At 68.2% G+C, this 25,469-nt stretch carries 23 protein-coding genes; 7 read left to right on the top strand and 16 right to left on the bottom strand.

The window, feature by feature from the left end; genetic code table 11:
* Positions 1 to 19 precede the first annotated feature (19 nt).
* The 5 genes from AC4AMJ_RS07030 to AC4AMJ_RS07010 all read right to left on the bottom strand — a co-directional run bounded on the left by AC4AMJ_RS07030 (position 20) and on the right by AC4AMJ_RS07010 (position 3,913).
* Complete coding sequence (locus AC4AMJ_RS07030; RefSeq protein WP_489917611.1) at positions 20 to 997, bottom strand: oxygenase MpaB family protein; 978 nt, start codon at positions 995 to 997, stop codon at positions 20 to 22.
* Positions 998 to 1,146: 149 nt separating this feature from the next.
* Entirely contained in the window at positions 1,147 to 1,368 is a 222-nt protein-coding gene (locus AC4AMJ_RS07025; RefSeq protein WP_489900882.1) for a DUF3263 domain-containing protein, read from the bottom strand.
* 266 nt (positions 1,369 to 1,634) lie between these two features.
* Positions 1,635 to 2,477: an adenylate/guanylate cyclase domain-containing protein gene (locus AC4AMJ_RS07020; protein WP_489917610.1), complete on the bottom strand. Its 843-nt coding sequence runs from the start codon at positions 2,475 to 2,477 to the stop codon at positions 1,635 to 1,637.
* 9 nt (positions 2,478 to 2,486) lie between these two features.
* Positions 2,487 to 3,635 (bottom strand): DUF475 domain-containing protein, encoded by a 1,149-nt coding sequence (locus AC4AMJ_RS07015; RefSeq protein ID WP_489917609.1) that lies wholly within the window; start codon positions 3,633 to 3,635, stop codon positions 2,487 to 2,489.
* Positions 3,632 to 3,913 (bottom strand): hypothetical protein, encoded by a 282-nt coding sequence (locus AC4AMJ_RS07010; RefSeq protein ID WP_489895269.1) that lies wholly within the window; start codon positions 3,911 to 3,913, stop codon positions 3,632 to 3,634. Before AC4AMJ_RS07010 ends, AC4AMJ_RS07015 begins: the two co-directional genes overlap by 4 nt.
* Positions 3,914 to 4,076: 163 nt before the next feature.
* Between AC4AMJ_RS07010 and AC4AMJ_RS07005 the strand changes: the two genes are divergently transcribed.
* A complete protein-coding gene (locus AC4AMJ_RS07005; protein WP_489895267.1) occupies positions 4,077 to 4,421 on the top strand; it encodes an RNA polymerase-binding protein RbpA in 345 nt (114 codons plus the stop codon).
* A 438-nt stretch (positions 4,422 to 4,859) separates the two neighbouring features.
* On the opposite strand, the gene AC4AMJ_RS07000 is transcribed toward AC4AMJ_RS07005, so the two are convergent.
* From AC4AMJ_RS07000 to cobN, 5 genes are all read right to left on the bottom strand, one after another.
* Positions 4,860 to 5,588, bottom strand: coding sequence for a polyprenol monophosphomannose synthase (locus AC4AMJ_RS07000; protein ID WP_489900881.1), 729 nt, complete (start codon positions 5,586 to 5,588; stop codon positions 4,860 to 4,862).
* Positions 5,589 to 5,685: 97 nt separating this feature from the next.
* On the bottom strand, positions 5,686 to 7,317 hold the full coding sequence (gene lnt / locus AC4AMJ_RS06995) for an apolipoprotein N-acyltransferase (RefSeq protein WP_489918390.1): 1,632 nt from the start codon (positions 7,315 to 7,317) through the stop codon (positions 5,686 to 5,688).
* A gap of 68 nt (positions 7,318 to 7,385) precedes the next feature.
* The gene (locus AC4AMJ_RS06990; RefSeq protein WP_489917608.1) at positions 7,386 to 9,023 is read right to left on the bottom strand and encodes an amidohydrolase; all 1,638 of its coding nucleotides are present in this window, start codon (positions 9,021 to 9,023) and stop codon (positions 7,386 to 7,388) included.
* Between the two features lie 36 nt (positions 9,024 to 9,059).
* Positions 9,060 to 9,572, bottom strand: coding sequence for an FxsA family protein (locus AC4AMJ_RS06985; RefSeq protein ID WP_489917607.1), 513 nt, complete (start codon positions 9,570 to 9,572; stop codon positions 9,060 to 9,062).
* Between the two features lie 135 nt (positions 9,573 to 9,707).
* Positions 9,708 to 13,349, bottom strand: a complete 3,642-nt coding sequence (cobN, locus tag AC4AMJ_RS06980; RefSeq protein ID WP_489917606.1) for a cobaltochelatase subunit CobN — start codon at positions 13,347 to 13,349, stop codon at positions 9,708 to 9,710.
* 287 nt (positions 13,350 to 13,636) lie between these two features.
* Between cobN and AC4AMJ_RS06975 the strand changes: the two genes are divergently transcribed.
* Genes AC4AMJ_RS06975 through AC4AMJ_RS06960 form a run of 4 tightly spaced genes read left to right on the top strand, consistent with a single transcriptional unit; the run spans position 13,637 to position 17,815 of the window.
* Positions 13,637 to 14,437 (top strand): methyltransferase domain-containing protein, encoded by an 801-nt coding sequence (locus tag AC4AMJ_RS06975; protein ID WP_489917605.1) that lies wholly within the window; start codon positions 13,637 to 13,639, stop codon positions 14,435 to 14,437.
* A gap of 57 nt (positions 14,438 to 14,494) precedes the next feature.
* Entirely contained in the window at positions 14,495 to 15,658 is a 1,164-nt protein-coding gene (locus AC4AMJ_RS06970) for a precorrin-3B synthase (RefSeq protein WP_489917604.1), read from the top strand.
* A gap of 13 nt (positions 15,659 to 15,671) precedes the next feature.
* Complete coding sequence (locus AC4AMJ_RS06965; RefSeq protein ID WP_489918389.1) at positions 15,672 to 16,295, top strand: precorrin-8X methylmutase; 624 nt, start codon at positions 15,672 to 15,674, stop codon at positions 16,293 to 16,295.
* Positions 16,296 to 16,303: 8 nt separating this feature from the next.
* Positions 16,304 to 17,815, top strand: a complete 1,512-nt coding sequence (locus AC4AMJ_RS06960; RefSeq protein WP_489917603.1) for a precorrin-2 C(20)-methyltransferase — start codon at positions 16,304 to 16,306, stop codon at positions 17,813 to 17,815.
* 24 nt (positions 17,816 to 17,839) lie between these two features.
* Here AC4AMJ_RS06960 and AC4AMJ_RS06955 read toward each other — a convergent pair whose 3' ends face one another.
* Genes AC4AMJ_RS06955 through dprE2 form a run of 4 tightly spaced genes read right to left on the bottom strand, consistent with a single transcriptional unit; the run spans position 17,840 to position 21,318 of the window.
* The gene (locus tag AC4AMJ_RS06955; protein WP_489917602.1) at positions 17,840 to 18,598 is read right to left on the bottom strand and encodes a cobalt-precorrin-6A reductase; all 759 of its coding nucleotides are present in this window, start codon (positions 18,596 to 18,598) and stop codon (positions 17,840 to 17,842) included.
* Positions 18,591 to 19,358: a precorrin-4 C(11)-methyltransferase gene (gene cobM, locus AC4AMJ_RS06950; protein ID WP_489917601.1), complete on the bottom strand. Its 768-nt coding sequence runs from the start codon at positions 19,356 to 19,358 to the stop codon at positions 18,591 to 18,593. Before cobM ends, AC4AMJ_RS06955 begins: the two co-directional genes overlap by 8 nt.
* Positions 19,355 to 20,554: a precorrin-6y C5,15-methyltransferase (decarboxylating) subunit CbiE gene (cbiE, locus tag AC4AMJ_RS06945; protein ID WP_489917600.1), complete on the bottom strand. Its 1,200-nt coding sequence runs from the start codon at positions 20,552 to 20,554 to the stop codon at positions 19,355 to 19,357. The genes cobM and cbiE overlap by 4 nt, the downstream gene beginning before the upstream one ends.
* The gene (gene dprE2 / locus AC4AMJ_RS06940) at positions 20,551 to 21,318 is read right to left on the bottom strand and encodes a decaprenylphospho-beta-D-erythro-pentofuranosid-2-ulose 2-reductase (RefSeq protein ID WP_489917599.1); all 768 of its coding nucleotides are present in this window, start codon (positions 21,316 to 21,318) and stop codon (positions 20,551 to 20,553) included. The genes cbiE and dprE2 overlap by 4 nt, the downstream gene beginning before the upstream one ends.
* A 37-nt stretch (positions 21,319 to 21,355) precedes the next feature.
* Here dprE2 and AC4AMJ_RS06935 point away from each other — a divergent pair, with 37 nt between their 5' ends.
* Positions 21,356 to 21,757 (top strand): pyridoxamine 5'-phosphate oxidase family protein, encoded by a 402-nt coding sequence (locus tag AC4AMJ_RS06935; protein ID WP_489895245.1) that lies wholly within the window; start codon positions 21,356 to 21,358, stop codon positions 21,755 to 21,757.
* Positions 21,758 to 21,943: 186 nt separating this feature from the next.
* Here AC4AMJ_RS06935 and AC4AMJ_RS06930 read toward each other — a convergent pair whose 3' ends face one another.
* Positions 21,944 to 23,056 carry a M24 family metallopeptidase gene (locus AC4AMJ_RS06930; RefSeq protein ID WP_489895243.1) on the bottom strand — a complete coding sequence of 371 codons (1,113 nt, stop codon included), beginning with the start codon at positions 23,054 to 23,056 and terminating at the stop codon, positions 21,944 to 21,946.
* Between the two features lie 67 nt (positions 23,057 to 23,123).
* Between AC4AMJ_RS06930 and AC4AMJ_RS06925 the strand changes: the two genes are divergently transcribed.
* A complete protein-coding gene (locus AC4AMJ_RS06925; RefSeq protein ID WP_489918388.1) occupies positions 23,124 to 24,101 on the top strand; it encodes a 5'-3' exonuclease in 978 nt (325 codons plus the stop codon).
* Between the two features lie 74 nt (positions 24,102 to 24,175).
* On the opposite strand, the gene AC4AMJ_RS06920 is transcribed toward AC4AMJ_RS06925, so the two are convergent.
* On the bottom strand, positions 24,176 to 25,276 hold the full coding sequence (locus AC4AMJ_RS06920) for a DUF4333 domain-containing protein (RefSeq protein ID WP_489917598.1): 1,101 nt from the start codon (positions 25,274 to 25,276) through the stop codon (positions 24,176 to 24,178).
* Positions 25,277 to 25,469: the final 193 nt, after the last annotated feature.

Below are 25,469 nucleotides of genomic sequence, written 5' to 3'. Positions count from 1 at the left end.
CGCGGCCGGCTCCGTCCGCTCAGTCCGCGGCGCCGCTGCTGCGCCGTGCGACCGAGTATGCGGCGCCGGCGCCCTCACGTTTCTTCATCGCGGTGATCGCATCGTGATGACGCCGGGCGTGGTATGCCAGCGGGAAGTAGGTCAGGCGTTCGGGCAGTACCCGATACGCGACCCGGATGGCGGCGTGCATCCGTTCCAGCTCGCGTTGTTCGCCGTCCGTCCAGGTGATGCCGAGGATCTCGCGGATACGGGGATCCATCACGCCGACAGTGGTCAGATAGTTGAGTTTCTGAACCGGGACAGAGGCGATGCGGGCGACCGAGTTGGCGAGTCGGACGAACGCCGGCGGTACCGATTTGTCCAGTCGCGGAGCCGATTTCATCTGCGCCACCAGCTCCAGCGCCGTCGGATGGGCGACCAGCCTGTTCTCCACCATGTCGTCGAAGTACCGATCGAACTCCTCGAGCGACTCCGGGTAGCCGTTCATCGGCACCTGGACGATCTTGGCGATTCGGCGATTGTCGCGGAACATCTCTTCGGTCTCGTCCGGAGTGAACTCGCGCCCGATGACCAGTGGCGCGGCGGCGCAGGAAGTGGGGATCGCGGTGGCGATGACCCACTGATATGCCTCGGGGTTGAGTGCACTGATGTGGCGGCCCTCGGCGTTGCGCATCTGGAGCGGCTGATGCATACGCCGCAGACGCTTGCCCTCCTCGATGGCCTCCTGACCGCCGTAGACCCACCGCATCACCGAGTCGACCGACCGCACGGCCCGTCCCATCGGATCGGTGCGGAACACCGAGTACTCGCCCACGATGTCCCCGATCACCGGATGCATCACCTGCATGACGAACGCTGCCCCGTTGACCGGCAGGAACGTGTACCGGCCGACGAGTTCGGCCGTCATCGAATCCGGCGAGATGAGTTCGATCTCGTCGTCCGGATGAGAGATCACGGCCTCGTCGGTGACGATCTCTGCCTGTTGGGTGACTGTCATCTTCGAACCTCCGCGCATCATGCGTACGCAGGTGCGTACGCAATTCTGGGACCCGATTGGGTGACCCATTCTGAGGACTGCTGTAGTCAGATTAGCGCGCCAGGTCCGTGCGGTCGAGGATTTGACTGATTTCTTCGGGTCGTCCCCGGTCAGCGAGCCATCCAGATCCGTCGCCGGATCACCCCGCGCATGTGCCTGATCTCGTCGGGTCTCATCGACGAAGGCGGATCTGTTTCGATGATCCGGTCCACCTCACGGAAGAAGTCACGGTCGGACAGGCCGAATCGCTCGGCGATGGCATGCGAGGAACCACCGCCGAGTGGGTACCAACTCGTCTCGAAATCAAGCATCTGGCGCTGCCTGTTGTCCAGCTTGTGCTCCACTGCCACCCTGCCCCTGTGAGTCGTTCTCCGGCATTGATGTGACGACCGATCCGGTTGCGCGTCTCAACCTGTCGGTCGACCATCTTCGACGCCATTGTGCCTCGGGATGGTGTCGAGTGTCACTGTCCAGAATCAACCGGATGTGAATGTCCGGTGACGGCGCCGATTTCCGTGGACGGTGCCGGTCCCCACCACCCGACAGAACGGGCATAGGGCCCAACAATGCACGCACACTGTCTGATTCGCGGAAGTCGTTAGTTTTCGTAACGAGGGACGACCGCGTACACCGTCAATTCGCGTGGCACGCCCTTGGCCTTGAATCGACGCCGCCGGCGGTGGTACCGCGCGGGATCGGCGCTCGCCAATGTCGCGTCACTCACCAGTAGTTCGCCCGGACCTGCCGCCGCGGCCACACGCGCGGCGATATTGACGTCGACACCGATGAAATCGTCGCCGACGGCACGCGGCGCACCGGTGTGCAGTCCCGCCCGTAGCTGAGGCCGATACCCGTCGAAGGTGAGCGCGCTGACCCCGCAGATCGCCTCGTAGGCAGCTTCGATGGCCTCTGTTCCGTCCAGAAAGACCGCCATCGCGCCATCGCCGAGATGTTTGACGACGCTGCCGCCACGCGCCGAGACGACGGACTCGGTCACCGAATTCACCTCGGCGAGTAGCCGCAGCACCTGATCGTCACCGACGTCGAGCGCCCAGGTGGAGAATCCGACGAGGTCGGTGAACAGGATGGTCGCGTCTACCGGGGTCTGGGAACGGCCGATCCGACGGGCGACCAGGGACTGCCAGACCTGGACCGCACCCAATCCCAACTCGCGTATCACGCTCGGTTGGTCCGGGCGGGATTCGCTGATGAGCCGCGCGACGCGGTCCGAGGTGCGACGTCCGGTGACGGGAGACGGGGTGTTGGGGATGAGATCGCGTGCCGCGCGGGCCGCCTTCACGGCGCCTGCACTGGCATCGGAACGGGCCAGGGCGTCGGCCGCCCGACGGGCCGGGCCCCGCTGCGCGCGGGTCGTGCCTGCGTCAGCGGGCGATTCGGATGCGGTGGTCGGCTCGCGGTTCGTGTCGTCGGTGCCGGTCACGGAGCAAGTCTATCGGGGGGCGGGCCCGCACGGATTCGTCACCGCGCCCGCGTCGCCGTGGGTCTCCGCACTCCGCCGCTCCCGGCGATTGGCACGGACGCTGCTCACCATCGCGGCACCGATGAAGGCCACGCCGACCAACCCGGTGATCAGCTCGTTGACGTGGATGCTGACACTGACCAGGAGGATCACGGCCAGCGCCCCGATCGCCCAGTGTGCACCGTGCTCGAGGTAGCGGTACTCGCCGAGCGTTCCCTGCCGCACCAGGTAGATGGTGATGGACCGGACGAACATCGCGCCGATGAAACCCAGACCGAGCGCGATGAGGATGGGGTCCGGTGTGATCGCGAAGGCACCGATCACGCCGTCGAACGAGAACGATGCGTCGAGGACCTCGAGGTACAAGAAGAGGAAGAAGCCGGCCTTGCCCACCGCCACCGTGGCGGGTGCAGGCCTCCCCTGTGTATACCGGCTCGTCGGGGATTCGGCACCGGGCTGCCCCCGCTGGAACAGCGAGGAGAGGCCGTCGACCACCAGATAGGTGACCATGCCCATCAGCCCGGCCGTCAGAACGGTTGCGCGGGTGTCGTCGTCAGCGAGGTACCCCGCGACAAGAAGGAGGAGGACCGCGGCGATGACCACCGACAACTGATCGAGGCGGCCCAGCCGGCCGAGCGGCCGCTCGATCCAGGACAGCCAGGTGAGGTCGCGGTCGGTGAGGACGAAGTTCAGGAAGAGCAGCAGCAGGAACATGCCGCCGAAGGCGGCGATCTGGCCGTGCGCCTCCCCCAGGATGGTCTCGTAACTGGGGCTTCCGTCCGGGAAGTACGCCGCGCCGTCGGCCGGCGGATTCACGGCGAGGCGGAATGCCTCCACCGGGTCGAGCCCGCCGGTGATCCAGACGATGGCAAGCGGGAACAACAGACGCATGCCGAACACGGCGATGATCACCCCGACGGTGAGGAACATCCGCTGCCAGAAGCGGCTCATCCGTTCCAGGACGGTCGCGTTGATCACCGCGTTGTCAAAGGACAGGGACACTTCCAGGATGCCGAGGATCGCGCACAGGGCGAGGCCGGTCCATCCGGCATAGAAGAAGGCCGTGAGCAGGGCGGCGATCGTGACGACGACAGACAGTCCGAAGATCCGGACCATCATCGCAGTCGCTCCGCTTCCCGCGCGAGGCTCAGCAGGTCATCGCCGAGCGCGTGCAGGGTGTCGGTGTCCGCCGCTTCGGCGACCGCGGTCACGAGGTCCTCCGCGGCACACCGAAGGGCGAAGAGCCGGTCTCCGAAGGCGTCGGCTTCGGCGGCTGTCAAGATCACCGCGTCGTCGGGAATAGATGTGCCCTGCGTGAGCGCTCTTTGTTCGTAGGCGCGCTGTCGACATGACTGCTTGCAGTACTTGCGGCGCCGACCGAGATCCGAGTCGATCATGCTCCGGCCGCACCACGCGCAGGAATACGGCCGTCGGCGGGGGTCGTCCACGGCTACGACCGTACCCGCGCGCCGGTGGGTGGCGCCGGACGTGGCGTGACCGGGGCGTCCCGATGAGCGCGTAGAATGAACAAAGCCCGACGAAATGTTGAGAGGAATGTCAATGGCAGATCGAGTACTTCGGGGTAGCCGCCTCGGTGCGGTGAGCTACGAAACCGATCGCGATCACGACCTCGCGCCACGACGTATCGTCCAGTACCGCACCGACAACGGAGAGATCTTCGACGTTCCCTTCGCCGACGATGCTGAGGTGCCGTCGAAGTGGCCCTGCAAGAACGGTATGGAGGGCACCCTGCTCGAGGGTGCAGCGCCTGAGGAGAAGAAGGCCAAGCCGCCGCGTACGCACTGGGACATGCTGCTCGAACGTCGTTCCGAGGAGGAGCTCGAGGTGCTGCTCAATGAGCGGCTCGAACTGCTCAAGCAGCGCCGTAAGGGCGTCACGAACTGATCGCAGTATCCACAGCGGCCGGGTGAGTCCATCGACTCGCTCGGCCGCTGTGTTTGTTGCGGCCGACGCTCGAGCCCTGCGGAGAGCGACCACTTCCGCTCGGGAGCCAGCGGATCACCCTGCTCCCCGAGGCGAGCAGTGCACCCGCTCCCTCAGGAGCCAGCGGAGCACACCGCTCCCTCAGGAGCGCGCGGAGCACACCGCTCCCTGAGGAGCGAGCTTCACGAAGGGCCCTTCGTGACGCACGCTCACTTCGTTCGCGGACTCCTCAGGGACCGGGTGGTGACGCACGCTCACTTCGTTCGCGGGCTCCTCAGGGACCGGGTGGTGACGCACGCTCACTTCGTTCGCGGGCTCCTCAGGGACCGGGTGGTGACGCATCGCTCGTTCCTCAGGGAACCGATGGTGATGGGCGGTACCTGGATGCGTGCACCCGCCTCAGCGGCGCTTGCGCCCGAACCGGTCCAGACGGCTCTCGATTCCCCATCGCGCGACCATGAAGAACGCCTCGGTCATCACGCCACCGCTCATCTTGGATTCCCCGATCTCGCGTTCGGTGAACGTGATCGGCACCTCGCGGACGTCGAAACCGGCGCGCACGGCACGCCAGGCCAGGTCGATCTGGAAGCAGTATCCGGCCGATTCGACGGAGTCGAGTTCGATCTTCTCCAGCACCTGCCGACGATAGGCGCGGAAACCGGCTGTGATGTCGTTGACCTTGGCACCCAGGGCGATGCGCGCGTACGTGTTGGCCCCGCGCGACAGGATCTCACGGTGTTTGGGCCAGTTGACGAGCCGACCCCCGGAGACGTAGCGCGAGCCGATCACCAGGTCCGCTCCCGCGTTGATCGCGTCCAGCAGGCGGTGGAGCTGTTCGGGAGCATGGCTGCCGTCGGCATCCATCTCGATGATCGTCGTGTACTCGCGTTCGAGTCCCCAGGCGAACCCGGCCAGATACGCCTTACCCAGCCCGTCCTTGTCGGTGCGGTGCATGACGTGAACGCGACCCGCCGCGTCGTCGGCGGCGATCTGATCGGCCACGTCACCGGTTCCGTCCGGGCTGGAATCGTCGACCACCAGGACGTGGATCCCGGCGAGATTCGTCTGCAGCCGCGAGATGATCGTCGGCAGATTCTCCCGCTCGTTGAACGTCGGGATGACGACCAGTGCCCGCTCGCCCCGGTCGCCGACGACCGCTTGCGCGTCGTCGGCGGGCCCAGTGCTCTCCGGCCCGTGTTCGGCCGATGGACTACCCGCTGTCGGACTATCCAATGCCACCGAACTCCTTTGTCTCATCCTTCGGCCCCGCCGATTCCACCGTCTCGGCCGTGCCGCTCGGCTGGGCCGTATCGGCGTCAGCATCGTCGGTGTCGCGGCTACGCGTGGCGCGTGACCTCAGAGAGAACCTAGTATGCCGCGTCAGCGCGAACAAAAAACCCAGCACCGCCACCACCGTCGCTATCCACTTCGGCCAGTCGCCGAGGCGGGTCGCCAGTGTGCGGTCGGTGTGCAGGGGTAGTCGACTCGACAGGACATCCGAGGTGAAGATGCCGGTCTGGGCGACGATCATCCCGTCGGGATCGATGATCGCGCTGACCCCACTGGTGGCGGCCACCACAACCGCCCGTCCGTGTTCGACCGCTCGCACCTGCGACATCGCGAGCTGCTGATAGGTCATCTCCGTGCGGCCGAATGTGGCGTTGTTGGTCGGCACGTACAAGATCTGGGCCCCGTCGTCGACGGCCTTGCGGGCCGAATGATCGAACGCGACCTCCCAGCACGTGGACACGCCCACCTGCACCGGACCCGAGCGGCCCGGGACGTCCAGCACAGATGACCCGGTGCCGGGCCGGAAATTGCCGGCCATGTCGGCGTACGAGGAGAACATCGAGAAGAAACTCCGCCAGGGCAGGTATTCGCCGAACGGCTGCACGATGTGCTTGTCGTAGCGGTCGACCGGCCCACGCTCCTGATCCCACACCAGCACTGTGTTGGTGGGGCGGCCGTCGGGGTTCATCACCAGCGTGCCCACCAGGATCGGTGCGCCGACCGAGACCGACGCCGCGGTTATCTCCTGTGCGGCGTCCGGGTTGGTCAGTGGAGAGATGTCCGAAGCGTTCTCCGGCCACGCCACGAAGTCGGGCTGATCGGCCGTACCGATTCGGACGGCATCTGCGAGCGCATCGGTCTCGCGGACGTGGTTGTCGAGCACCGCCCTGCGCTGGGCGTTGAACTCCAGTCCCAGGCGCGGAACGTTGCCCTGCACGGCCGCGACGTGCGCCGACTCGGAGGCGACATTCCGATCGACCGTGGCCGGGGTCAGCGCGATGGCGGCGACAGGACCGACCAGGGCCAGCACGACGGCCAGGGCCGCGGTGCGCACCACCGCACGGCCGTGATACTCGCCGTCACGCAACGCGCGGATGGAGACCAGGCACAACCAGGCGATCGACGCACCGAGCAGCGCCACCGCCGCGGACAGTCCCGGCGCCCCCAGCGCAGACGCCAACGGCAGCAGCGGACCGTCGACCTGGCTGAAGGCGGCCCTGCCCCACGGAAATCCGCCGAACGGGAACGCCGAACGAAGACCCTCGACGGCCACCCACGACACCGTGAACCAGATCGGCGGGACCGGCAGGCGCATCGACACGGTGGCGACCAGCCCGAACAACGCCAGGTAGAGGGCCAACACGGCCGCGAGCGCGAGCCACGGCAACGGCCCGACATACACCCCGATCCATGGCAGCAGCGGCACGAAGAATGCGAGGCCGAACACGAATCCGAGCCACGCGCCGGTGCGCGCCCGGGGTCTGCCGGCACCGAGTACGGCGGCCAGCAGACCGAGGCCGACCACCGCCAGGAACCAGAGGTTGCGCGGCGGGAAGGCGGCCCACATCGCAAGACCGGAGAGGGCGGCGATCACGGTTCGGATCGACCACACGATCCGACCGTTCGACGTCCAGGTCACGCGGACCCGCCGCTGACCGTCGCGTCGAACAGGACGGTCTCGTTGTGCACGGTCCGCACACACCGCGGCAGACGCGCGCCGGGCGCGATGTCCGGCAGCGCAGGGACCCGCGAACGGGGGTCGGTCGACCAGCGTTGCACACTCTCGTGAGACCCGGCGACGACGAGGTCGTCGATCTCCCAGACCGCGTAGCTCGCGGGGGCGCCGGGCACGAGGGTGCCGGTCAGTCCGTCGTTGATGCCGGCCGCGCGCCAGCCGCCTCGTGTGGCGGCGGCGAAGGCACCCCGGGCCGAGATCGCGTTGCGCGGCTGGTTGTGGTGGACGGCCGCCCGGATCGACGACCAGGGGTCGATCGGGGTGACGGGAGCATCAGAGGAGAACGCCAGGATCAACCCTGCGCGGGCGTGGCCGGCGAAGTTGTTCAGGCCGGCGGTCCGCGACACGCCGAGGCGCTGCTCGTAGAGATCCCCGCTTCCGCCCCATTCGGCGTCGAAGAGTGGCTGCATGCTCGCCACCACACCGCACCGCGCCAGGAGTGCGGCCTGCTCGGCGGACACCATCTCGGCGTGCTCGAGACGGTGGGCGCAGCGGGCCAGAGCCGGTGTGCCCAGGTCGGCGGCGAGTTCGTCGAAGGCGGCGACCACCGTGGCGGTGGCGGCATCCCCGATGACATGGAAACCTGCCTGGACGCCGATCTCCGTACAGGACCGGATGTGATCGCGAATCGTCTCGTAGTCGAGGTAGGTGATGCCACTGTGATGGGGATCGTCGGAGTAGGGCTCGGTCAGCCACGCCGTGTGCGATCCGATGGCACCGTCGATGAACAGGTCGCCCGCGAGCGCGTCCGCATGGCTGATGGCCAACAGTTCTCGCGCGTGATCGGCACTCTGGACGGCCTGTCCCCAGTAGCGGCGGACCTCGACGGGGTGATCGAGAACGGCCAGCGAGAGAAAGTCCTCGAGCCCGCTGATGTCGGGCCCACCGTTCTCGTGAACCGAGACCACCCCGTGGGCGGCGGCGTGGTCCAGCGCTCGTCGTTGCGCCCGGGTGCGCTGTCCCGAGGTGACGAGTTGTCGGGCTGCGCCGCGCACGAGGTGATGCGCCTCGGCGACCAAAGGTTCCTCGGGGTGGTATCCGACGGCATCGGCCAGGTCGGGCACCAGCCGTCGCAACGCCGAGGACGCCACCGCGGAATGTTCGTCGATCCGGGCCAGATAGGCGGGCAGATTGCCGACCACCGCGTCGATCTCGATGGTCGTCGGGAACCGTCGGTCGTCCGGATCGACGCCTGACCAGCGCGAGTCGTCCCAGCCGAGTCCCCAGATCAGCTCGCCGTCATCCGTGTGCGCGGCGTAATGCGCGACACGACGCAGGCAGTCGGACCGGTCGGTGGCGTCGTTCAGGGTGAGTCCGGCCAGCGCCAGGCCGGTAGAGGTCAGGTGAACGTGCGAATCGACGAAACCGGGTGCCACAAATCGGCCCTGCAGATCGGTGACCTGCGCATCGGGATGGAGTGCACGGCCGACATCGTCGCTGCCCACCCACACGACGACGCCGTCGGTGACAGCCATCGCGGTGGCGTCGGGCGCGGCCGGGGAATAGACGAATCCGCCCAGAAGCAGTTCTGTTGTCACGGTGCTCAAGTGTGCCCTGAGGGCGGGGGCGGGCCGTCAGTGGCCCCGAGGCAGGCCTCGATCACCGGGATCGGCCGCGGGCGGGGTCGACTGCCTGCCGACCGTGCCACCGTCATCGACCACCGTGCCGTCGATGACGGTGCCGCGACCGACGTACATGCCGCTCGCGTAGATGCCCGCGCGATCCATGGTCGCCGCGAATCGACGTGCACCGACGGTCGCGACCACCGGGCGCATAACCTTGCGGACCGGCGGGGCCAGCAGCACCAGACCGACGACCGTCGACACGACTCCCGGCATGACCATGAGCAGACTGGCCGCGGCCAGGAGCGCGGTGTCGCTGAGCGGGCCGCGTGGGTCGACCTCGTTCCGCGAGGCACGGCGCAGCTCTGCGAAGACCTTCCGACCCTGCTGCTGGAGCAGCGCGAAGCCGGCGACGACCGCGGCCAGCGTGATCAACACCGCCCAGCCGAAGCCGAGGAAGTGCGCCATGGCCACAAACGCACCGATCTCGATCGCCACGTAGGCGATCACGTACAGCATCCGCATCGGACCCTCTGCCTTTCCGAGAATGAAGTGGCGCCGACGTCCCGTTGCCGGTCGCGGGCCTCTACTCGGTGCAACGAGCGAGAGTGGCGGTTTTCTCCCGAATCCGGCAGGTTTCTCACCCGGATCGATGAGCGATCAGTCGTTGCGGCCCTCGATGTCGCCTTCGGCCTGCAGATAGACAGCCCGGAGCGCGTCGAGCATCTCCGTGGGGGGCTCGGTCCACATGTCGCGCTCGACGGCCTCGAGCAGGCGTTCGGCGATCCCGTGCAGCGCCCACGGGTTGGACTGCTGCATGAACCGCTGATTGTCCTCGTTGAGGACGTAGGACTCGGTGAGCTTCTCGTACATCCAGTCGGCGACCACGTTCGTCGTCGCGTCGTAGCCGAACAGATAGTCGACGGTCGCGGCCATCTCGAAGGCGCCCTTGTAACCGTGGCGCTGCATCGCCGAGATCCATCGAGGATTGACCACCCGGGCGCGGAAGACCCGACTCGTCTCCTCGGACAGTGTGCGGGTGCGGACGGAGTCCGGGCGGGTGCTGTCGCCGATGTAGGCGTCGGGCGATGTACCGGTGAGCGCACGCACGGTCGCGACCATGCCGCCGTGGTACTGGAAGTAGTCGTCGGAGTCGGCGATGTCGTGCTCGCGGGTGTCGGTGTTCTTCGCGGCGACCGCGATGCGTCGGTAGGCCGCGCGCATGTCGTCGACGGCGGGGACACCTGCCAGGTCGCGCCCGTATGCGTAGCCACCCCATTCGGTGTAGACCTGCGCCAGGTCGGCGTCGCTACGCCATTCGCGCGAGTCGATCAGTTGCAGCAGGCCGGCACCGTAGGTGCCCGGCTTGGAACCGAAGATGCGGGTTGCGGCCCGTCGCGGGTCGCCGTGGTCGGCCATCGATGCGCGGTAATGAGCGGCGACGAAGTTCTCGTCGTCGCGCTCGTCAGCGGTCGCGGCGAGCGCGACGGCGTCATCGAGCATCGTGACGACGTGCGGGAACGCGTCCCGGAAGAACCCGGAGATGCGAACGGTGACGTCGATGCGGGGACGGCCGAGCTCCTCGAGACCGATCAGCTCGAGGTCGCGGACCCGCCGCGACGCCTCGTCCCAAACCGGCATCACTCCGAGCAGCGCCAGGACCTCGGCGATGTCGTCGCCGGAGGTGCGCATCGCGCTGGTTCCCCAGACCGACAGTCCCACAGATGCCGGATATGTCCCGTGCTCGGAGACATACCGCTCGAGCAGTGAATCGGCAAGCGCTCGTCCGGTTTCCCACGCGAGTCGGGACGGAACCGCCTTGGGGTCGACCGAGTAGAAGTTACGCCCGGTCGGCAGGACGTTGATCAGGCCGCGCAAGGGTGAACCGCTGGGTCCGGCCTCGATGAAACGTCCGTCGAGGGCTCGCAGGATCTGATCGATCTCGCGATCTGTCTGCCGGAGCCGCGGGACGACCTCGGTCGCGGCGAAGTCCAGGACGTCGGCGACGGCGCCAGGGTGGCCCGCCGCAGCCTCGGTGATGGCCTCCGCAGTCCACTCCCCTTTCGCGCAGCTCGCGATGAGGCCGCGGGCGGTCGCCTCGATGTCGTCGATGTCGCCTCGGGCGGCGGAGCCGTCCTCGTGCAGGCCCAGTGCTTCGCGCAGACCGGGAAGTGCTTGGTTGCCACCCCACAACTGGCGCGCCCGCACCATCGCGAGGACGAGGTCGACCTCGCTGTCGTCGGCCGGCGCCTGACCCAGGACGTGCAGTCCGTCGCGGATCTGGACGTCCTTGATCTCACAGAGCCAGCCGTCGACGTGCAGCAGCATGTCGTCGAAGACCTCCTCGTCGGGACGTTCGGCGAGCCCGAGGTCCTGGTCCATCTTGGCCGCGGTCAGCAACGTCCAGATCTGCTGACGGATCGCGGGGAGTTTCGCGGGATCCAGGGCGGAGATGTTCGCGTGTTCGTCGAGGAGTTGCTCGAGCCGGGCGATGTCGCCGTAGGACTCGGCGCGGGCCATCGGAGGGATGAGGTGGTCGACGAGCACCGCGTGCGCTCGGCGCTTGGCCTGGGTGCCCTCGCCCGGATCGTTGACGAGGAAGGGATAGATCAGCGGCACGTCGCCGAGCGCGGCGTCGGTTCCACAGGAGGCGGACATGCCGAGGGTCTTGCCCGGCAACCATTCGAGGTTGCCGTGCTTGCCGACGTGCACGATCGCGTCGGCGCCGAAACCCGCTATGTCCGTCTCGGTTTCGCCCCGTCCGGTGAGCCAGCGGTAGGACGCCAGATAGTGGTGCGACGGCGGGAGGTCGGGGTCGTGGTAGATCGCGACCGGATTCTCGCCGAACCCGCGGGGCGGCTGCACCATCAGCACGATGTTCCCGAACCGCATCGCGGCGACCACGATGTCACCGTCGGGGTTGGCGGAGCGGTCGACGAAGAGCTCGCCGGGTGCCGGCCCCCAGTGCTGCTCGACCGCCGAGCGCAACTGTTCGTCGAGTCCGGCGAACCAGCGGCGGTAGTCGTCGGCCGACACCCGGATCGGGTTGGCGGCGAGAGTCTCCTCGGTGAGCCAATCGGAGTCTTGACCACCGGTCTCGACGATTGCGTGGATGAGGGCGTCCGAGTCCGCTTCGGCAAAGCCGGGGATGGCGTCGGGCCCGTCGGTCGGACCGATGTCGTATCCGGCCGCCGCGAGGGCGTGCAGCAGGTGCAGCAGGCTTCGGGGGGTGTCGAGTCCGACGGCGTTGCCGATGCGCGCGTGTTTGGTCGGGTACGCGGAGAGCATGAGCGCGACCCGCCGATCCGCCGGCGCGATGGTGCGCAGCCGGGCGTGGGCGACCGCGATCCCGGCGACCCGATCACACCGCTCGGGGTCCGGTTGGTACCAGGGCAGGCCGTTGTCGTCGAACTCCTTGAAGGAGAACGGGACGGTGATGATGCGGCCGTCGAACTCCGGCACCGCGACCTGGGTCGCCACATCCAGCGGCGACAGGCCGTCGTCGGTGGCGGCCCAGTCGGCGCGGGACCCGGTCAGGCACAGCCCCTGCAGGATCGGGACGTCGAGGGCCGCGAGTCGTGCGATGTTCCAGGCGTCGTCGTCCCCACCGGCCGATGCTGTCGCGGGAGTGGCGCCGCCCGCGGCGAGGACGGTGACGACGAGCGCGTCGGCGGTGCCGAGGAGGTCGATCAGGTCGTCGGGAGCGGTGCGCAACGACGCGCAGAACACCGGCAGGGCACGGCCACCTCGTTGCTCGACCGCGGCGCACAGTGCCTCGATGTAGCGGGTGTTCCCCGCCAGATGCTGGGCTCGGTAGTAGAGGATCGCGATGGTGGGCCGCGGCGCGTCGGTACCCGTCTCGTCCTCGACCGATGCCGTTCGTTCGAGCACGCCCCACGCCGGCGTCTCGTGCGGTGGTTCGAATCCGAGACCGGTGAGCAGAACGGTGTCGGACAGGAAGTTGTGCAGATTGACCAGGTTGTCGACACCACCGGCCGCCAGGTAGTTGTGCGCATCGGCGACCACACCGGCGGGAACGGTGGAGTGCGCCATGAGGTCGGGGTCGGGCTGCTGTTCACCGGAGCAGACCACCAGCGGTTTCCCGGTGGCAGCCACGGCGGCGAGCCCCTCCTCCCAGGCGCGGGTGCCGCCCAGGATGCGTACGACGATCAGGTCGGCGTCGGCCGCGAGCGTCGGGATGTCGTCGACGAGGATCCGCGACGGGTTGGCTCCGGTGAAGTCCGCGGCGCAGGCGGCCGCGGTGATCAGGTCGGTGTCGGAGGTCGAGAGCAGCAGGATCATGAGATCTCCTCGCCGGGAGGCGCGCCCGGGTGCGTCGTCGTACTGAATGGTGCGGACCCCGAGGCGCAGGTCTGACTCCGAAAGACCGATCGTCGCCGACCCGGCCTCCGTCACAGTGGCGCGACCGCGCCGGCCTTGCACCGGCTTCTGCCGCTCTGGGTTCGCTTCAGCCTAGCCGAGGGCGGCCTACCGTTTCACCCGGCGTTGCCCGACTCCCCGTCCACGGCTATCATTTCACTATACGGACGATATATCTCACTATATGAGATTTTGATTTGGAGGCGGCAATGCCCGATCAGGACACCTACACCCACGGTCATCCTGCGGTGGTGGTCAACAGTCATGCGGCCCGCACCGTCGCGAACTCCGCCGCCTACCTCCTGCCCCACCTGCGGCCGGGACTCGATCTGCTGGACGTGGGATGCGGTCCGGGCAGCATCACGGCCGATCTCGCCGCAGCGGTGGCACCGGGGCGGGTACGCGGCGTCGAGATCACCGAGGCGCCGCTCCCACAAGCACGGACGACCGCGGCCGCACGCGGGCTGACCATCGATTTCGCCGTCGACGACGCCTATCGACTGTCCGATCCCGACGACAGCTACGACATCACTCATGCCCATCAGGTCCTGCAGCATCTGTCCGATCCGGTGGCCGCACTGCGGGAGATGCGGCGGGTGACACGGCCGGGTGGGCTGGTGGCGGTCCGCGACGCGGACTACGCAGCCATCAACTGGTGGCCCGTCGACGAGCGCCTGGACGCGTGGTTGTCGATCTATCGAGAGGTCGCCCGCGGCAACGACGCCGAACCGGACGCCGGACGCCGACTGTTGGCGTGGGCACACGAGGCCGGGTTCACCGAGGTGACCCCGTCGGCGTCGGTGTGGTGTTACGCCACGCCCGACGACCGGGCGACGTGGGGTGGCATGTGGGCCGAGCGGATTCACTCGTCGGTCGGTCAGATGGCGCTCGAACGCGGACTGGCCACCGAGGCCGACCTTGCGGCGATCTCGCAGGCCTGGCGCGACTGGGCCGCGCACCCCGACGGATGGATCCTGATCCCGCATGGCGAGGTCATCGCCCGCGCCTGATCGATCCGCGGACGGACACCGGCGATGCCTGGTGCCATGCCTCACTAGGCTGGAACGATGACACGGCCCTTCCGACGCGACGTCGCCGACCGCTGCCCCGGGGTGTTCAGCACGCATGATGCGGCTGACGGCGCGGTCGCGCGGGTCCGGCTGCCCGGCGGCCGGATCCGGCCCGAGCAGTTGCAGGTGCTCGCACAGGCAGCAGCCGATCACGGCGACGGCCATCTCGAGCTCACGGCGAGAGCGAACATCCAGCTCCGCGGCATCCGCGACGTCGACGCGGTGGCCGATGCGGTCGTCGCGGCCGGACTCGCGCCCAGCTCGACGCATGACAAGGTACGCAACATCGAGGTCAGCCCCTTGACCGGACGCATCGGCGGGGTGGCCGACGTCCGTGCGCTCGCTGATGCACTCGATCAACGCCTCCGCGCGGACGACGAATCGTCGGCGCTGTCCGGACGGTTCCTGTTCGGTATCGACGACGGCCGCGGCGACATCCGTCGTCGCAGGCCCGACGTCGGTGCGATCGCGCGGCGCACCGACGACGCCGGCGCCCTCGTTGTCTACGACATCCTTGTCGACGACGAACCGGTCGGATCGGCGAACGGTGTGGATGCCGTCGCCGATGCACTCCTCGGTGTCGCGCACGATCTGATCGACATCGCACCGGGTACCTGGCGGATCGCCGACCTCACGGTCGAGGATCGGGCCGCTCTGACCGCGCGGGTCCGGACACGGTTGGCGCCGGCCGTCGGCGGCCCTCAACCAGCCGACGGCGGCCCGACCGTCGGCTGGTTCGAACAGGACGACGGCTCAATCCTGCTCGGTGCCGTGGTGGAGCTGGCCCGGGTTCCCGCGCGACTCGCGGAGTTCCTCGCCGCCGTCGAGGCGCCGATCGTCATCACGCCCGACCGCGAGATCCTGCTCTGCGACCTCGGTGAAGGAGTGGCCGAGACGGTGGTCCGGGTCCTGGCCCCGATGGGGCTGATCTTCGATGCCAACTCACCGTGGGTGCTGGCGAGTTGTTGCGTCGGCGCCCCAGGGTGCGCGAAGTCGCTCGCGCCGGTGCGTGCCGACCTCCTGACACGGGTCCGCGACGGTGGGCCGATCGAGGAACGCCAGCACTGGGTGGGATGCGGTCGTCACTGCGGCTCGCCCGCCGAGGGGCACCTCCTCGTCGAGGCGACGCCCGACGACGGGTACCGCACGCAGCGTCGATAAGGTCATGAGCACCATGACCGACTACCTGCGTGACGGCGCTGCGATCTATCGCCAGTCCTTTGCCACCATCCGCGCCGAATCCGATCTGAGCGCGTTCGCGGCCGATGTGGCCGGAGTCGTCGTCCGGATGATCCACGCGTGCGGGCAGACCGATCTCACCGACGATGTGGTTGCCACCCACGGGGTCGTGCGCGCCGCGCGGACCGCGCTGCAGAGCGGCGCACCGATCCTGTGCGACGCGTCGATGGTGGCCTCGGGCGTCACCCGCAAACGCCTGCCCGCCGACAACGAGGTGCGCTGCTATCTGTCCGAACCGTCGTTGCCGGCCCTCGCCGAACGACTGGGAACCACCAGAACGGCTGCCGCGCTGGAATTCTGGCGGCCGCGGCTGGCCGGGTCCGTGGTCGCGATCGGTAACGCCCCCACGGCTCTGTTCGCATTGCTGGACATGATCGACGACGGAGCACCGCGCCCGGCGGCGATCGTCGGCGCACCGGTCGGCTTCGTCGGCGCGGCCGAGTCGTGCGCTGCACTCGCGGCCCGCGACGACCTCGAATTCATCACGGTCACCGGCCGGCGCGGCGGATCCGCGATCACCGCGGCGGCCATCAATGCGCTCGCGAGTCCTGAGGAGTGACGACGACAGTGACGTCAGAACCGGCATCAGCAACGGCAGGCAAACTCTGGGGTGTGGGCCTCGGCCCCGGTGACCCCGAACTGGTCACCGTGAAGGCCGCACGAGTGATCGGGTCCGCCGACGTCGTGGCGTATCACTGTGCACGCCATGGCAACAGCATCGCCCGCTCGGTCGCTGCGCCGTATCTTCGTGATGGTCAGATAGAAGAGCGGCTGATGTATCCCGTGACCACCGAGACGACCGACCATCCGGGTGGCTACTCCGGCGCCCTGCAGGACTTCTACGCCGAGAGCGCTGCACGTCTGGCCGAACACCTGCGTGCCGGGCGGGCGGTCGCACTGTTGGCCGAGGGCGATCCACTGTTCTTCAGCTCGTACATGCACATGCACAAACGGCTCGTCGACGAGTTCGACGCCGAGATCATTCCCGGCGTGACGTCGGTGAGCGCGTCGTCGGCCGCAACCGGAATTCCGCTGGTCGAGGGCGACGAGACGTTGACCGTGGTGCCGGGCACCTTGCCGGCGGTCGAACTCGTCGCCCGATTCCGGGCCGCCGATGCGATCGCGGTTCTCAAACTCGGGCGGACGTTCACGCGCGTTCGCGATGCTCTCGTCGCCGCCGGCCGCGTCGACGAGGCGTGGTATGTCGAACGTGCGTCGACCTCGGTTCAGCGCGTTCTTCCCGTCGCCGACGTCGATCCCGCCCAGGTGCCCTATTTCGCGATGGTCGTGGTGCCCGGCCCGAGGAACAACCCGCACCGCGCGTCCACACCGGTCGCGGGTGAGGTGGTGGTGATCGGGTTGGGCCCGGGCGCCGACGATCTCACGACCCCGGCGGTGCAGGCCGAACTCGCCCGCGCCACCGATCTCGTCGGGTACAAAACCTATCTGGCGCGCGTGACCCCACGCCCCGGTCAACGCGTGCACGCCAGCGACAATCGGGTGGAGTCCGAGCGGGCGGAGTTCGCGCTCGACCTGGCCGCCCGAGGTGCCCGGGTCGCGGTCGTGTCCTCGGGTGATCCCGGGGTGTTCGCGATGGCGTCGGCGGTGGCCGAGGTCGCTGCCGAGCCACGCTGGCGCGATGTCGCAGTACGGGTGTCCCCCGGCGTCACGGCGGCCAGCGCGGTTGCCGCGGCCGTCGGCGCACCGCTCGGGCACGACTTCGCGGTGATCTCGTTGTCGGATCGGCTCAAGCCGTGGGAGGTGATCGCCGAACGCGTGCGACATGCCGTCGCAGCCGATCTCGTCGTCGCGATTTACAACCCGGGATCGGCCAGCCGGACCTGGCAGGTGGGTCAGCTCAAAGAGATTCTGCTGGAGACCGTGTCGCCCGATCGGGTGGTCGTCGTCGGACGGGATGTCGGCGGACCGCAGGAGCGCCTGCTCACGACGACTGTCGGTGACCTCGACCCGGCATCCGTGGACATGCGCACCCTGCTGATCGTGGGATCGTCGACGACCACGGCGGTGTCGCGATCGGGCGGCGATCTCGTGTACACGCCGCGCCACCACGGCGACTGACCCACCTGTTTCCGAGACACACCACTAGAGGTGACCGCGGACCCAATCCAGAGCCGCGGGCACTGTCGCGACCGAGTCGCCGGTGGCGGGTTCTGCCGGTCGTTGGACCATCACCACGTCGATTCCGAGTTCGGCGGCCGCGGAGAGCTTCGCCTCGGTGAGGGCTCCGCCGCTGTTCTTCGTCACCAGTAGGTCGATGCCGTTCTCGCGGAGCAGGTGCCGCTCGTTGTCCAGGTCGTAGGGACCACGTGAGGACAGAACCCGATGTCGGGCGGGCAGCGCGGACGTCGGCGGATCCACGACGCGGATGAGAAACCAGGCGTCGTCGATGTCGGCGAACACCCCGACGTCCTGGCGACCGGTGGTGAGGAAGACGCGCAGATCGTCGTGCGTGGATGCCCGCGCGGCGACAGCTGTTGCGGCGGCGACCATGTCCGGCACGGATTCCCAGTGGTCGGCCGGACCCGGGTGCCACTGGGGTCTCCGCAACCGCAGGAGCGGGGTCCCGACGGTTTCGGCGACGGCAGCAGCATGTTCGGTCATCGCGGTGGCGAACGGATGCGTCGCATCCACGACCACTGCGATGTCGTGGGTGCGGATCCACTCGGCGAGCCCGTCAACCCCGCCGAATCCACCGATGCGCACATCCCCGACCGGCAGGCGCGGGTCGCGCACCCGACCGGCCAGCGAGCTGATCACGGGGATCGACGCCTCGTGGAGCTCGGCGGCGAGTGCTCGCGCCTCGCCGGTGCCGCCGAGCAGCAGGACCGGCCGTTCACCCATCGGTGCGCAGCTTGGTCATCCGGGCCTCGGAGTAGAGGTAGCTGTCGGTGACCGCGGGATGCTCGGTCGGATCGAGCACACGGCCCACGAAGATCACCGCGGTCCGCCGAATCCCCGCATCGGCCAACGCGGATGCCAGGTCGGCGAGGCGGCATCGTACGATCTGCTCATTGTGTCGGCTGGCGAAAGCCACCGTCGCCGTGGGACATTCCGCTCCGTAATGCGGTGTCAGCGCCGCGACGATCTGGTCGGCGCGATGTGCCGCCAGATGCAGCGCAAGGGTGACACCCGTGGCCGCGAGCCGCTCGAGCTCCTCCCCCGGCGGCATGTCCGTGGACAATGTCGACACCCGCGTGATCAGCAGGCTCTGGCCGACTCCGGGAACCGTGAGTTCCCGGTCGAGTGCTGCGGCCGCCGCGGCGAAGGCGGGCACCCCGGGCACCACCTCGACCGCGATCCCGCGCGAAGTGAGTTCGCGTCGTTGTTCGGCCATCGCCGAGTACAGGGAGGGATCGCCGGAATGCAGACGCGCGACGTCGTGTCCGGCCGCGTCTGCCGCGATGATGTGGTCGACGATGTCGTCCAGCGGCATTCGTGCGGTGTCGACGAGCACGGCGTCCGGCGGGCAGCGATCGAGCAGTTCGGCCGGCACGAGCGAGCCCGCATACAAGCAGGTCTGGCATCGGCCGAGGATCGCCGCACCGCGCAGTGTGATGAGATCCGGCGCGCCCGGTCCTGCGCCGATGACGAAGACGGTCATGGCTTGTCCACCACCCATTGCACGATCGGCAGCGATGGCCGCCAGGTTGTCATGGTGCCGAGCGGACCCGCGGTCTCGACCACATGTCTGCGCAGCGAACCGCCATGGCGCCCATACCATTCGGTGAGCAGCGCCTGATTCTCGACGGTCACCGCGTTCGCCACGACACGGCCGCCCGGCGAGAGGGCGCACCAGATTGCCTCGAGCAACGCCTGGTCGAGTCCGCCGCCGATGAATATGCTGTCCGGCTCCGGCGCCGCCGCCAAGGCGTCTGGCGCCGCTCCGAGTACGGTGATGCGTTCCCCGACTCCGTGGCGGACGGCGTTGTCGCGGAGCCGCGCAGCCCGGAGTTCGTCCTGCTCGAAGGCGATCGCGCGGGCGCTGCGGTCGGCACGCAACCACTCGATGGCGACACTGCCGGACCCGGAACCTATGTCCCACAACAGCTGTCGGTACGACGGCGTGAGGGCGGCAACGGTGAGCGCCCGGATCGGCTGCTTGGTGATCTGCCCGTCGTGGTCGTACTCGTCGTCGGGCCGACCGGGGGTGCGGCTGCGTCGCGGCCCCACACAGCTGATCGCCACGATGTTCAGACGGTCCCCTGCCGGTTCGTGCCACGTCCGGGCCACCCCCCGGACGATGCGTTCACGGTCTCCGCCGAGCTGCTCGAGGACGGTGACCGACGACCAGCCGAAACCGTTGTCCGTCAGCACGCGTGCGATGGTTGCCGGAGTGGTGTCGTCGCGGCTGAGCACCAGCAGGTCACGGCCGTCCGTGACCCGATCCAGCAACGACTCGGGATCGGCGGTCACCGTGCTGACGATCCCGACGTCGGTGAGGTCCCATCCGAGCCGCGCGCACGCGAGGGCGGCACTCGACACGGTCGGGATGACGGTGACACGTTCGGCGCCGATCGCCCGCACGATGGTGGTGCCGACGCCGTGGAACATCGGGTCTCCGCTGGCAAGGATGTGGGTGACCCCGTCGTCCGTACCGTCGGCGTGGAGCACGGTGTGCAGGTGTTCGCTCATGGGCGAGTTCCATCGGCGTTGTCGCGCGGGCAGATCCGGCAGCAACTCGAGTTGGCGGGCCGACCCGTAGATGACCCTGGCCGAGGCGAGCTGATCACGGGCCGATTTGCCGAGCCCGTCCCAGCCGTCGGCACCGATGCCGATCACGACGACGTGTCCGATCATCGGGACAACCGCCGCCAGATGGCGCGTGGCACCATCCGCATGCCGACGAACATCGGCCGCAGGACCCAGGGAATCCAGACTTCTCCGCGGCCCCGGTGGTAGGCGTCGGCCACCGCGTCGGCGACTTGCCCGGCGTCGACCGAGAACGGTGCTGGTTTCACGCCGGAGGCCATGAGGTCGCGCGTCATCGCGCCGATGACGAATCCGGGACGAGCCAACAGGAGCCGAACCCCACTGCCGTGCAGTGCGTCCGACAGGCCGCTGGCGAATCCGTCCAGTCCCGCCTTGGTGGAGCCGTACACGTAGTTGGCCCGGCGCACGCGGATGCCGGCGACCGAGGAGAACACGATGATCGTGCCGGAACCCTGGGCGCGCAAACCCCTGGCGAGCGGGGTCAACACGCTGATCTGGGCGAGATAGTCGGTGTGCGCGATCTGCAGGGCGTGCGCAACGTCGGACTCGGCGCGTGTCTGGTCGCCCAGGATGCCGAACGCGATGATGACGGCCTCGATCGGCCCGTACTGCCCGATGATCGTGTCGACGAGCGCGGTGTGGGTATCGGTGTCGTCGGCGTCGAATTCGACGGTGTGCACATCCGTCGCGCCGGCCGCCCGTAGCTGCGCGGACTCGTCGACGAGGTCGTCGGGCCGGCGCGCAGCGAGCACCACCGTCCGGCCGGAGGCAAGCCGTCGGGCCAGGGCTACGCCGATCTCGCTGCGACCGCCGAAGACCACGATGGTTCCGGTGCTCGGTCGCTGGGCCATGGCAGCCAGTATCTCATCGGCCGGTTAGCGTGATGCCATGACCCGTACCCCTGACGACCTCGGTGCTGCGGCCGAGGAGTACCTGGCCGAGCGGCACCTGGCCACCCTCACGACCCTGCGCGCCGATGGCACGCCGCATGCCGTCGCGGTCGGATTCACCTGGGACAAGGAGAACCGGTTGGCCCGGGTGATCACGTTCGAGGGCAGCCAGAAGGTCCGGAATACCGAGCGAGGTGGATACGCCTCGGTGACGAATGTCGACGGACCGCGATGGCTCACGCTCGAAGGCCCGGCCTCGGTGCGCCGCGAGCCGGAACGTGTCCGCGAGGCGGAGGAACGCTACGCCGCGCGCTATCGACAGCCCAAGCCGAATCCGCGGCGTGTGGTCATCGAGATCGAGGTGTCCCGTGTGATGGGCTCGGCGACGCTGTTGGGTTGAGACGACTTGTCGGCCGCCGGGCCCCTTGCCGCCGGTCCCCTCGCCGCCTCCCGCCGCCCCCGGCCGGCCTCAAAACCACCCCCAGGCGGGGCGAGCTCGGCGAATCGCCGCCATCAAGGCGCTGATGGGTGGTTTTCGGAGCCGGTCACAGCACCGGCAACGCTGGTGGGTGGTTTTCGGAGACGATCACAGCACCAGCAGCTCGTGGGGGCGGGTGTTCATCGGTTCGCACCCGTCGTCGGTGACGACGACGATGTCCTCGATCCGGGCGCCCCAATGCCCGTCGAAGTACACGCCGGGTTCGATGCTGAATGCCATTCCAGGGCGCAATGCGATGTCGTTGCCGCTGACGATGTAGGGCTCCTCGTGCACCGACAACCCGATGCCATGCCCGGTGCGATGAATGAAGTTGTCCGCGAGGCCCTGCTCGCCCAGGAGATCGCGTGCCACCGCATCGATCTCCTGCGCCGTGATCCCGGGTCGAACCGCGTCGACGGCGGCGCGCTGCGCGTCGTGCAGGACTCGGTAGGCGTCGGCGATCTCGACCGGAGGCTCGGTGAAGCAGTATGTGCGGGTGGAGTCCGAGTTGTAGCCGGGGTCGACGGGACCACCGATGTCGATCACCACGATGTCGTCGGACTCGATCACACGATCGGAGAACTCATGGTGCGGATCGGCACCATGCGGGCCCGAACCGACGATGATGAACGCGGCCTCGGTGTGGCCCTCGGCCAGGATGGCCGCCCGGATGTCGTCGGCGACTTCGCGTTCGGTCCGACCGGGTCGTAACCATTCCCCCATTCGGGCGTGGACGCGGTCGATCGCCGCCCCGGCGCGGCGAAGCGACTCGATCTCGCTGTCGTCCTTGATCATCCGCAACTCTCGCAGCACGTCGGTGGCGAGGGCGGGAGTCGCGCCTGTTTGTCGCGCGATCGGCACCACGTGCAGCGCAGGCATGGTGTCGCAAACGGCCAGCGCCGCGGAGTCCGGCAGCCCGGCCAGGGCGAGCGCGTACGGATTCTCCCCGTCGACCCAGTCGGCCACATCGATGCCGAGATCGGCGACCGCCGAATCGCGTACGGAGGCGAGTTCCAGCCGCGCAACGACGAGCCGCGGCGCACCGTCCGCGGGCACCACGAGGGCGGTGAGTCGCTCGAAGGTGTCCGCCCGAGACCCGGTGAGATAACGCAGATCCGGGCCGGTGGACACCATCAGTGCGTCGAGACCTGCTTCGGCGGTGAGCTTCCGGGCACGGTCGAGGCGATGGCGATATACGTCCGAGGAGAACCGGTAGGTCATGAGCGCAGCCTACCGCCCGTACAGACATGGCCGGGCATGACAGAGTTGGGTCATGGCTGGTTCGCTGATGCTCCTCGACGGAGCGAGTCTGTGGTTCCGATCGTTCTACGCGCTGCCCGAGAAGATGACAGCTCCGGACGGGCGGCCTGTGAACGCCGTCCGCGGATTCCTCGACACGATCGCGTCGCTGGTGACCCGGGAGCAACCCACGCGTCTCGTGGTCTGTCTCGACCTGGATTGGCGTCCGGCCTTCCGGACCGAGCTGATCCCGTCGTACAAGGCGCATCGTGTGGCCGAGGAGGCACCCCATACCGTCGGTGCAGCCGGTGCTGACGACGTCGTCACCGACATCGAAGAGGTACCCGACACGCTGACACCGCAAGTCGACATGATCCTCGACGTGCTGCGTTGCGCAGGGATCGCGACGTCGGGGGCCATCGGCTGTGAGGCCGACGATGTGATCGGCACGCTGGCCTACGACGAGTCGACCGATCCGGTGGTGGTGGTGAGCGGGGACCGCGACCTGTTGCAGGTGGTCGCCGACGATCCGGTGGCGGTGCGGGTCCTCTATGTGGGCCGCGGACTGGCGAAAGCCGAGATGATGGGCCCGGCTGAGCTCGCCGAGAAATATGCGGTCCCGGTCGATCGGGCCGGCATGGCCTACGCGGAGATGGCGATGCTTCGTGGCGATCCGTCCGACGGTCTGCCCGGCGTCCCCGGGATCGGGGAGAAGACCGCAGGCAAACTCATCACCGAGTACGGAAGCCTGGACGCCCTCGAGGCCGCGGCCGCCGACAGCGGCTCGTCGTTGGCGACCCGCAGCCGCAAAGCGCTGCTGGCGTCGGCCGACTACCTGAGTGCGGCCCGCACCGTCGTATTGGTCAAGACCGACGCGCAGACCATCGACAGCACCGACGACGACCGGTTACCGCAGTCCCCGGCGGACCCGGGAGGTCTCGCCGACCTGGTCGAGGAACTGGGTATCGGCGCGTCGGTGACACGTTTGGCCAAGGCGCTGGGATGGTCGACCGCCGAGAACCGGTAACCGATTCCTGTTCGGGAGGCTCCGGCTTCCGAAGCAGACCGTGGGCGGAACGCGTGCGGCGCGATGACGACCGCTCAGCTCGTCGGACGGGAGACCTCGTACGTGCCGTCGTCGTCGAGGAAGGTCACGGTGACCTTCTGCTGCTGACCACTCACGGTGGCGGTGCAGGTGAACGATTGTCCCTTCTCGACCCGCTCTCCTGAGGGGCACTGGACGTTGCTCACATCGGTCGCCTGGTAGTCCTCGGTCAAGATCTTCTTGACGCCGTCCTGGACTGCGTTCTGCGAGATCGTTTTCGGTGCCCACCCGGGGGCGACGAACGCGGTGAACAGCAAGATCGCGGCGATGACCACCGCGGCACCGCCGCCGACGAACAAGAAGGTACGCATCCGACTCTTCTTGGGCGAGGTCGCCATCGACGAGAACTGATCGCCGCCGTAGTGGCTGTGGCCTGCGGTCTGACCGGCGAACTGCTGATGCTCGCCGGTCGGTTGATAGGTGCCCGGGGCGGAATAGTAGGCGCCGGGAGGCTGCTGCGAAGAAGCGCCGTACGGTGCGGTTGAGGCCTGCTCACCAGCGGTTCCATAGCCGGCCGGGGCACCATAGCCACCCATCGGCTGACCCGGGACGGTCTGTCCGTGGTCGGGCTGACCGTAACCCGGCTGGCCGTAGGGTTGCTGCCCATAGCCCTGCTGCGCATAGCCCTGCTGCCCGTAGGGTTGCTGGCCGTACGCCTGCTGGGCCTGGTTCGGTTCTCCCTGACCCGGTTGCCCGTAGGGTGGCTGCCCGTACTGTTGCTGCCCGTACTGTTGCTGTCCGTACTGTGGCTGTCCGTACTGCGGTTGTCCGTACTGCGGTTGTCCGTACTGTTGTTGTCCGTAGTCTGGCTGCCCGTACTGCGCTTGCCCATGACCTTGCTGCGGATGCGCCTGCGTATAGGGCGCTGTCGAGGGATTGCCGTAGGGCGTCGTCGGCTGACCGTGGTCCTGCGAGTGGCCGGGCGGTGACTGGGGCGCCGACGCCGGATCCGAGTGCTGCGGAGACTGCGTTTCGCCTGCAGGACCGGACGGGGCCGTGGTGTCTTCGGCCCGGTTGGAGTCGGGCTGTGCGGGATCACTCCCACCAGGGTGCGGTGATGACCCGCTCGGAGGATTCTGATCGTTCGGCTCGCTCATGGGGTCTCCCGCTCTGCCCCGTGACAGGGCACCGACACGCCTGGACGTCACGGTCGGCGAGCGCGGAATCCCCTCGTGTCGTCGGGAAGGACGCATCGAGCCCGCCCGTCCGTTCTCCCGACCGCGTGGAGAACGTTACCTCACGGCCCCACCACAATCACCGAACCGACGACGCCGACGTCACCGGGAAAAC

This window comes from Gordonia sp. LMA484 (assembly GCF_058129505.1).
This window is presented reverse-complemented; position numbering and strand designations above follow the sequence as displayed.

Excerpts from the sequence above, each read along its gene's own strand:
- AC4AMJ_RS07030 (WP_489917611.1), bottom strand. The coding sequence starts at position 997 with ATGACAGTCACCCAACAGGCAGAGATCGTCACCGACGAGGCCGTGATC.
- AC4AMJ_RS07015 (WP_489917609.1), bottom strand. The coding sequence starts at position 3,635 with ATGATGGTCCGGATCTTCGGACTGTCTGTCGTCGTCACGATCGCCGCC.
- AC4AMJ_RS07010 (WP_489895269.1), bottom strand. The coding sequence starts at position 3,913 with ATGATCGACTCGGATCTCGGTCGGCGCCGCAAGTACTGCAAGCAGTCA.
- AC4AMJ_RS07005 (WP_489895267.1), top strand. The coding sequence starts at position 4,077 with ATGGCAGATCGAGTACTTCGGGGTAGCCGCCTCGGTGCGGTGAGCTAC.
- lnt (WP_489918390.1), bottom strand. The coding sequence starts at position 7,317 with ATGTGGGCCGCCTTCCCGCCGCGCAACCTCTGGTTCCTGGCGGTGGTC.
- AC4AMJ_RS06985 (WP_489917607.1), bottom strand. The coding sequence starts at position 9,572 with ATGCGGATGCTGTACGTGATCGCCTACGTGGCGATCGAGATCGGTGCG.
- cobN (WP_489917606.1), bottom strand. The coding sequence starts at position 13,349 with ATGATCCTGCTGCTCTCGACCTCCGACACCGACCTGATCACCGCGGCC.
- AC4AMJ_RS06975 (WP_489917605.1), top strand. The coding sequence starts at position 13,637 with ATGCCCGATCAGGACACCTACACCCACGGTCATCCTGCGGTGGTGGTC.
- AC4AMJ_RS06970 (WP_489917604.1), top strand. The coding sequence starts at position 14,495 with ATGACACGGCCCTTCCGACGCGACGTCGCCGACCGCTGCCCCGGGGTG.
- AC4AMJ_RS06965 (WP_489918389.1), top strand. The coding sequence starts at position 15,672 with ATGACCGACTACCTGCGTGACGGCGCTGCGATCTATCGCCAGTCCTTT.
- AC4AMJ_RS06955 (WP_489917602.1), bottom strand. The coding sequence starts at position 18,598 with ATGGGTGAACGGCCGGTCCTGCTGCTCGGCGGCACCGGCGAGGCGCGA.
- cobM (WP_489917601.1), bottom strand. The coding sequence starts at position 19,358 with ATGACCGTCTTCGTCATCGGCGCAGGACCGGGCGCGCCGGATCTCATC.
- cbiE (WP_489917600.1), bottom strand. The coding sequence starts at position 20,554 with ATGATCGGACACGTCGTCGTGATCGGCATCGGTGCCGACGGCTGGGAC.
- dprE2 (WP_489917599.1), bottom strand. The coding sequence starts at position 21,318 with ATGGCCCAGCGACCGAGCACCGGAACCATCGTGGTCTTCGGCGGTCGC.
- AC4AMJ_RS06935 (WP_489895245.1), top strand. The coding sequence starts at position 21,356 with ATGACCCGTACCCCTGACGACCTCGGTGCTGCGGCCGAGGAGTACCTG.
- AC4AMJ_RS06930 (WP_489895243.1), bottom strand. The coding sequence starts at position 23,056 with ATGACCTACCGGTTCTCCTCGGACGTATATCGCCATCGCCTCGACCGT.
- AC4AMJ_RS06925 (WP_489918388.1), top strand. The coding sequence starts at position 23,124 with ATGCTCCTCGACGGAGCGAGTCTGTGGTTCCGATCGTTCTACGCGCTG.
- AC4AMJ_RS06920 (WP_489917598.1), bottom strand. The coding sequence starts at position 25,276 with ATGAGCGAGCCGAACGATCAGAATCCTCCGAGCGGGTCATCACCGCAC.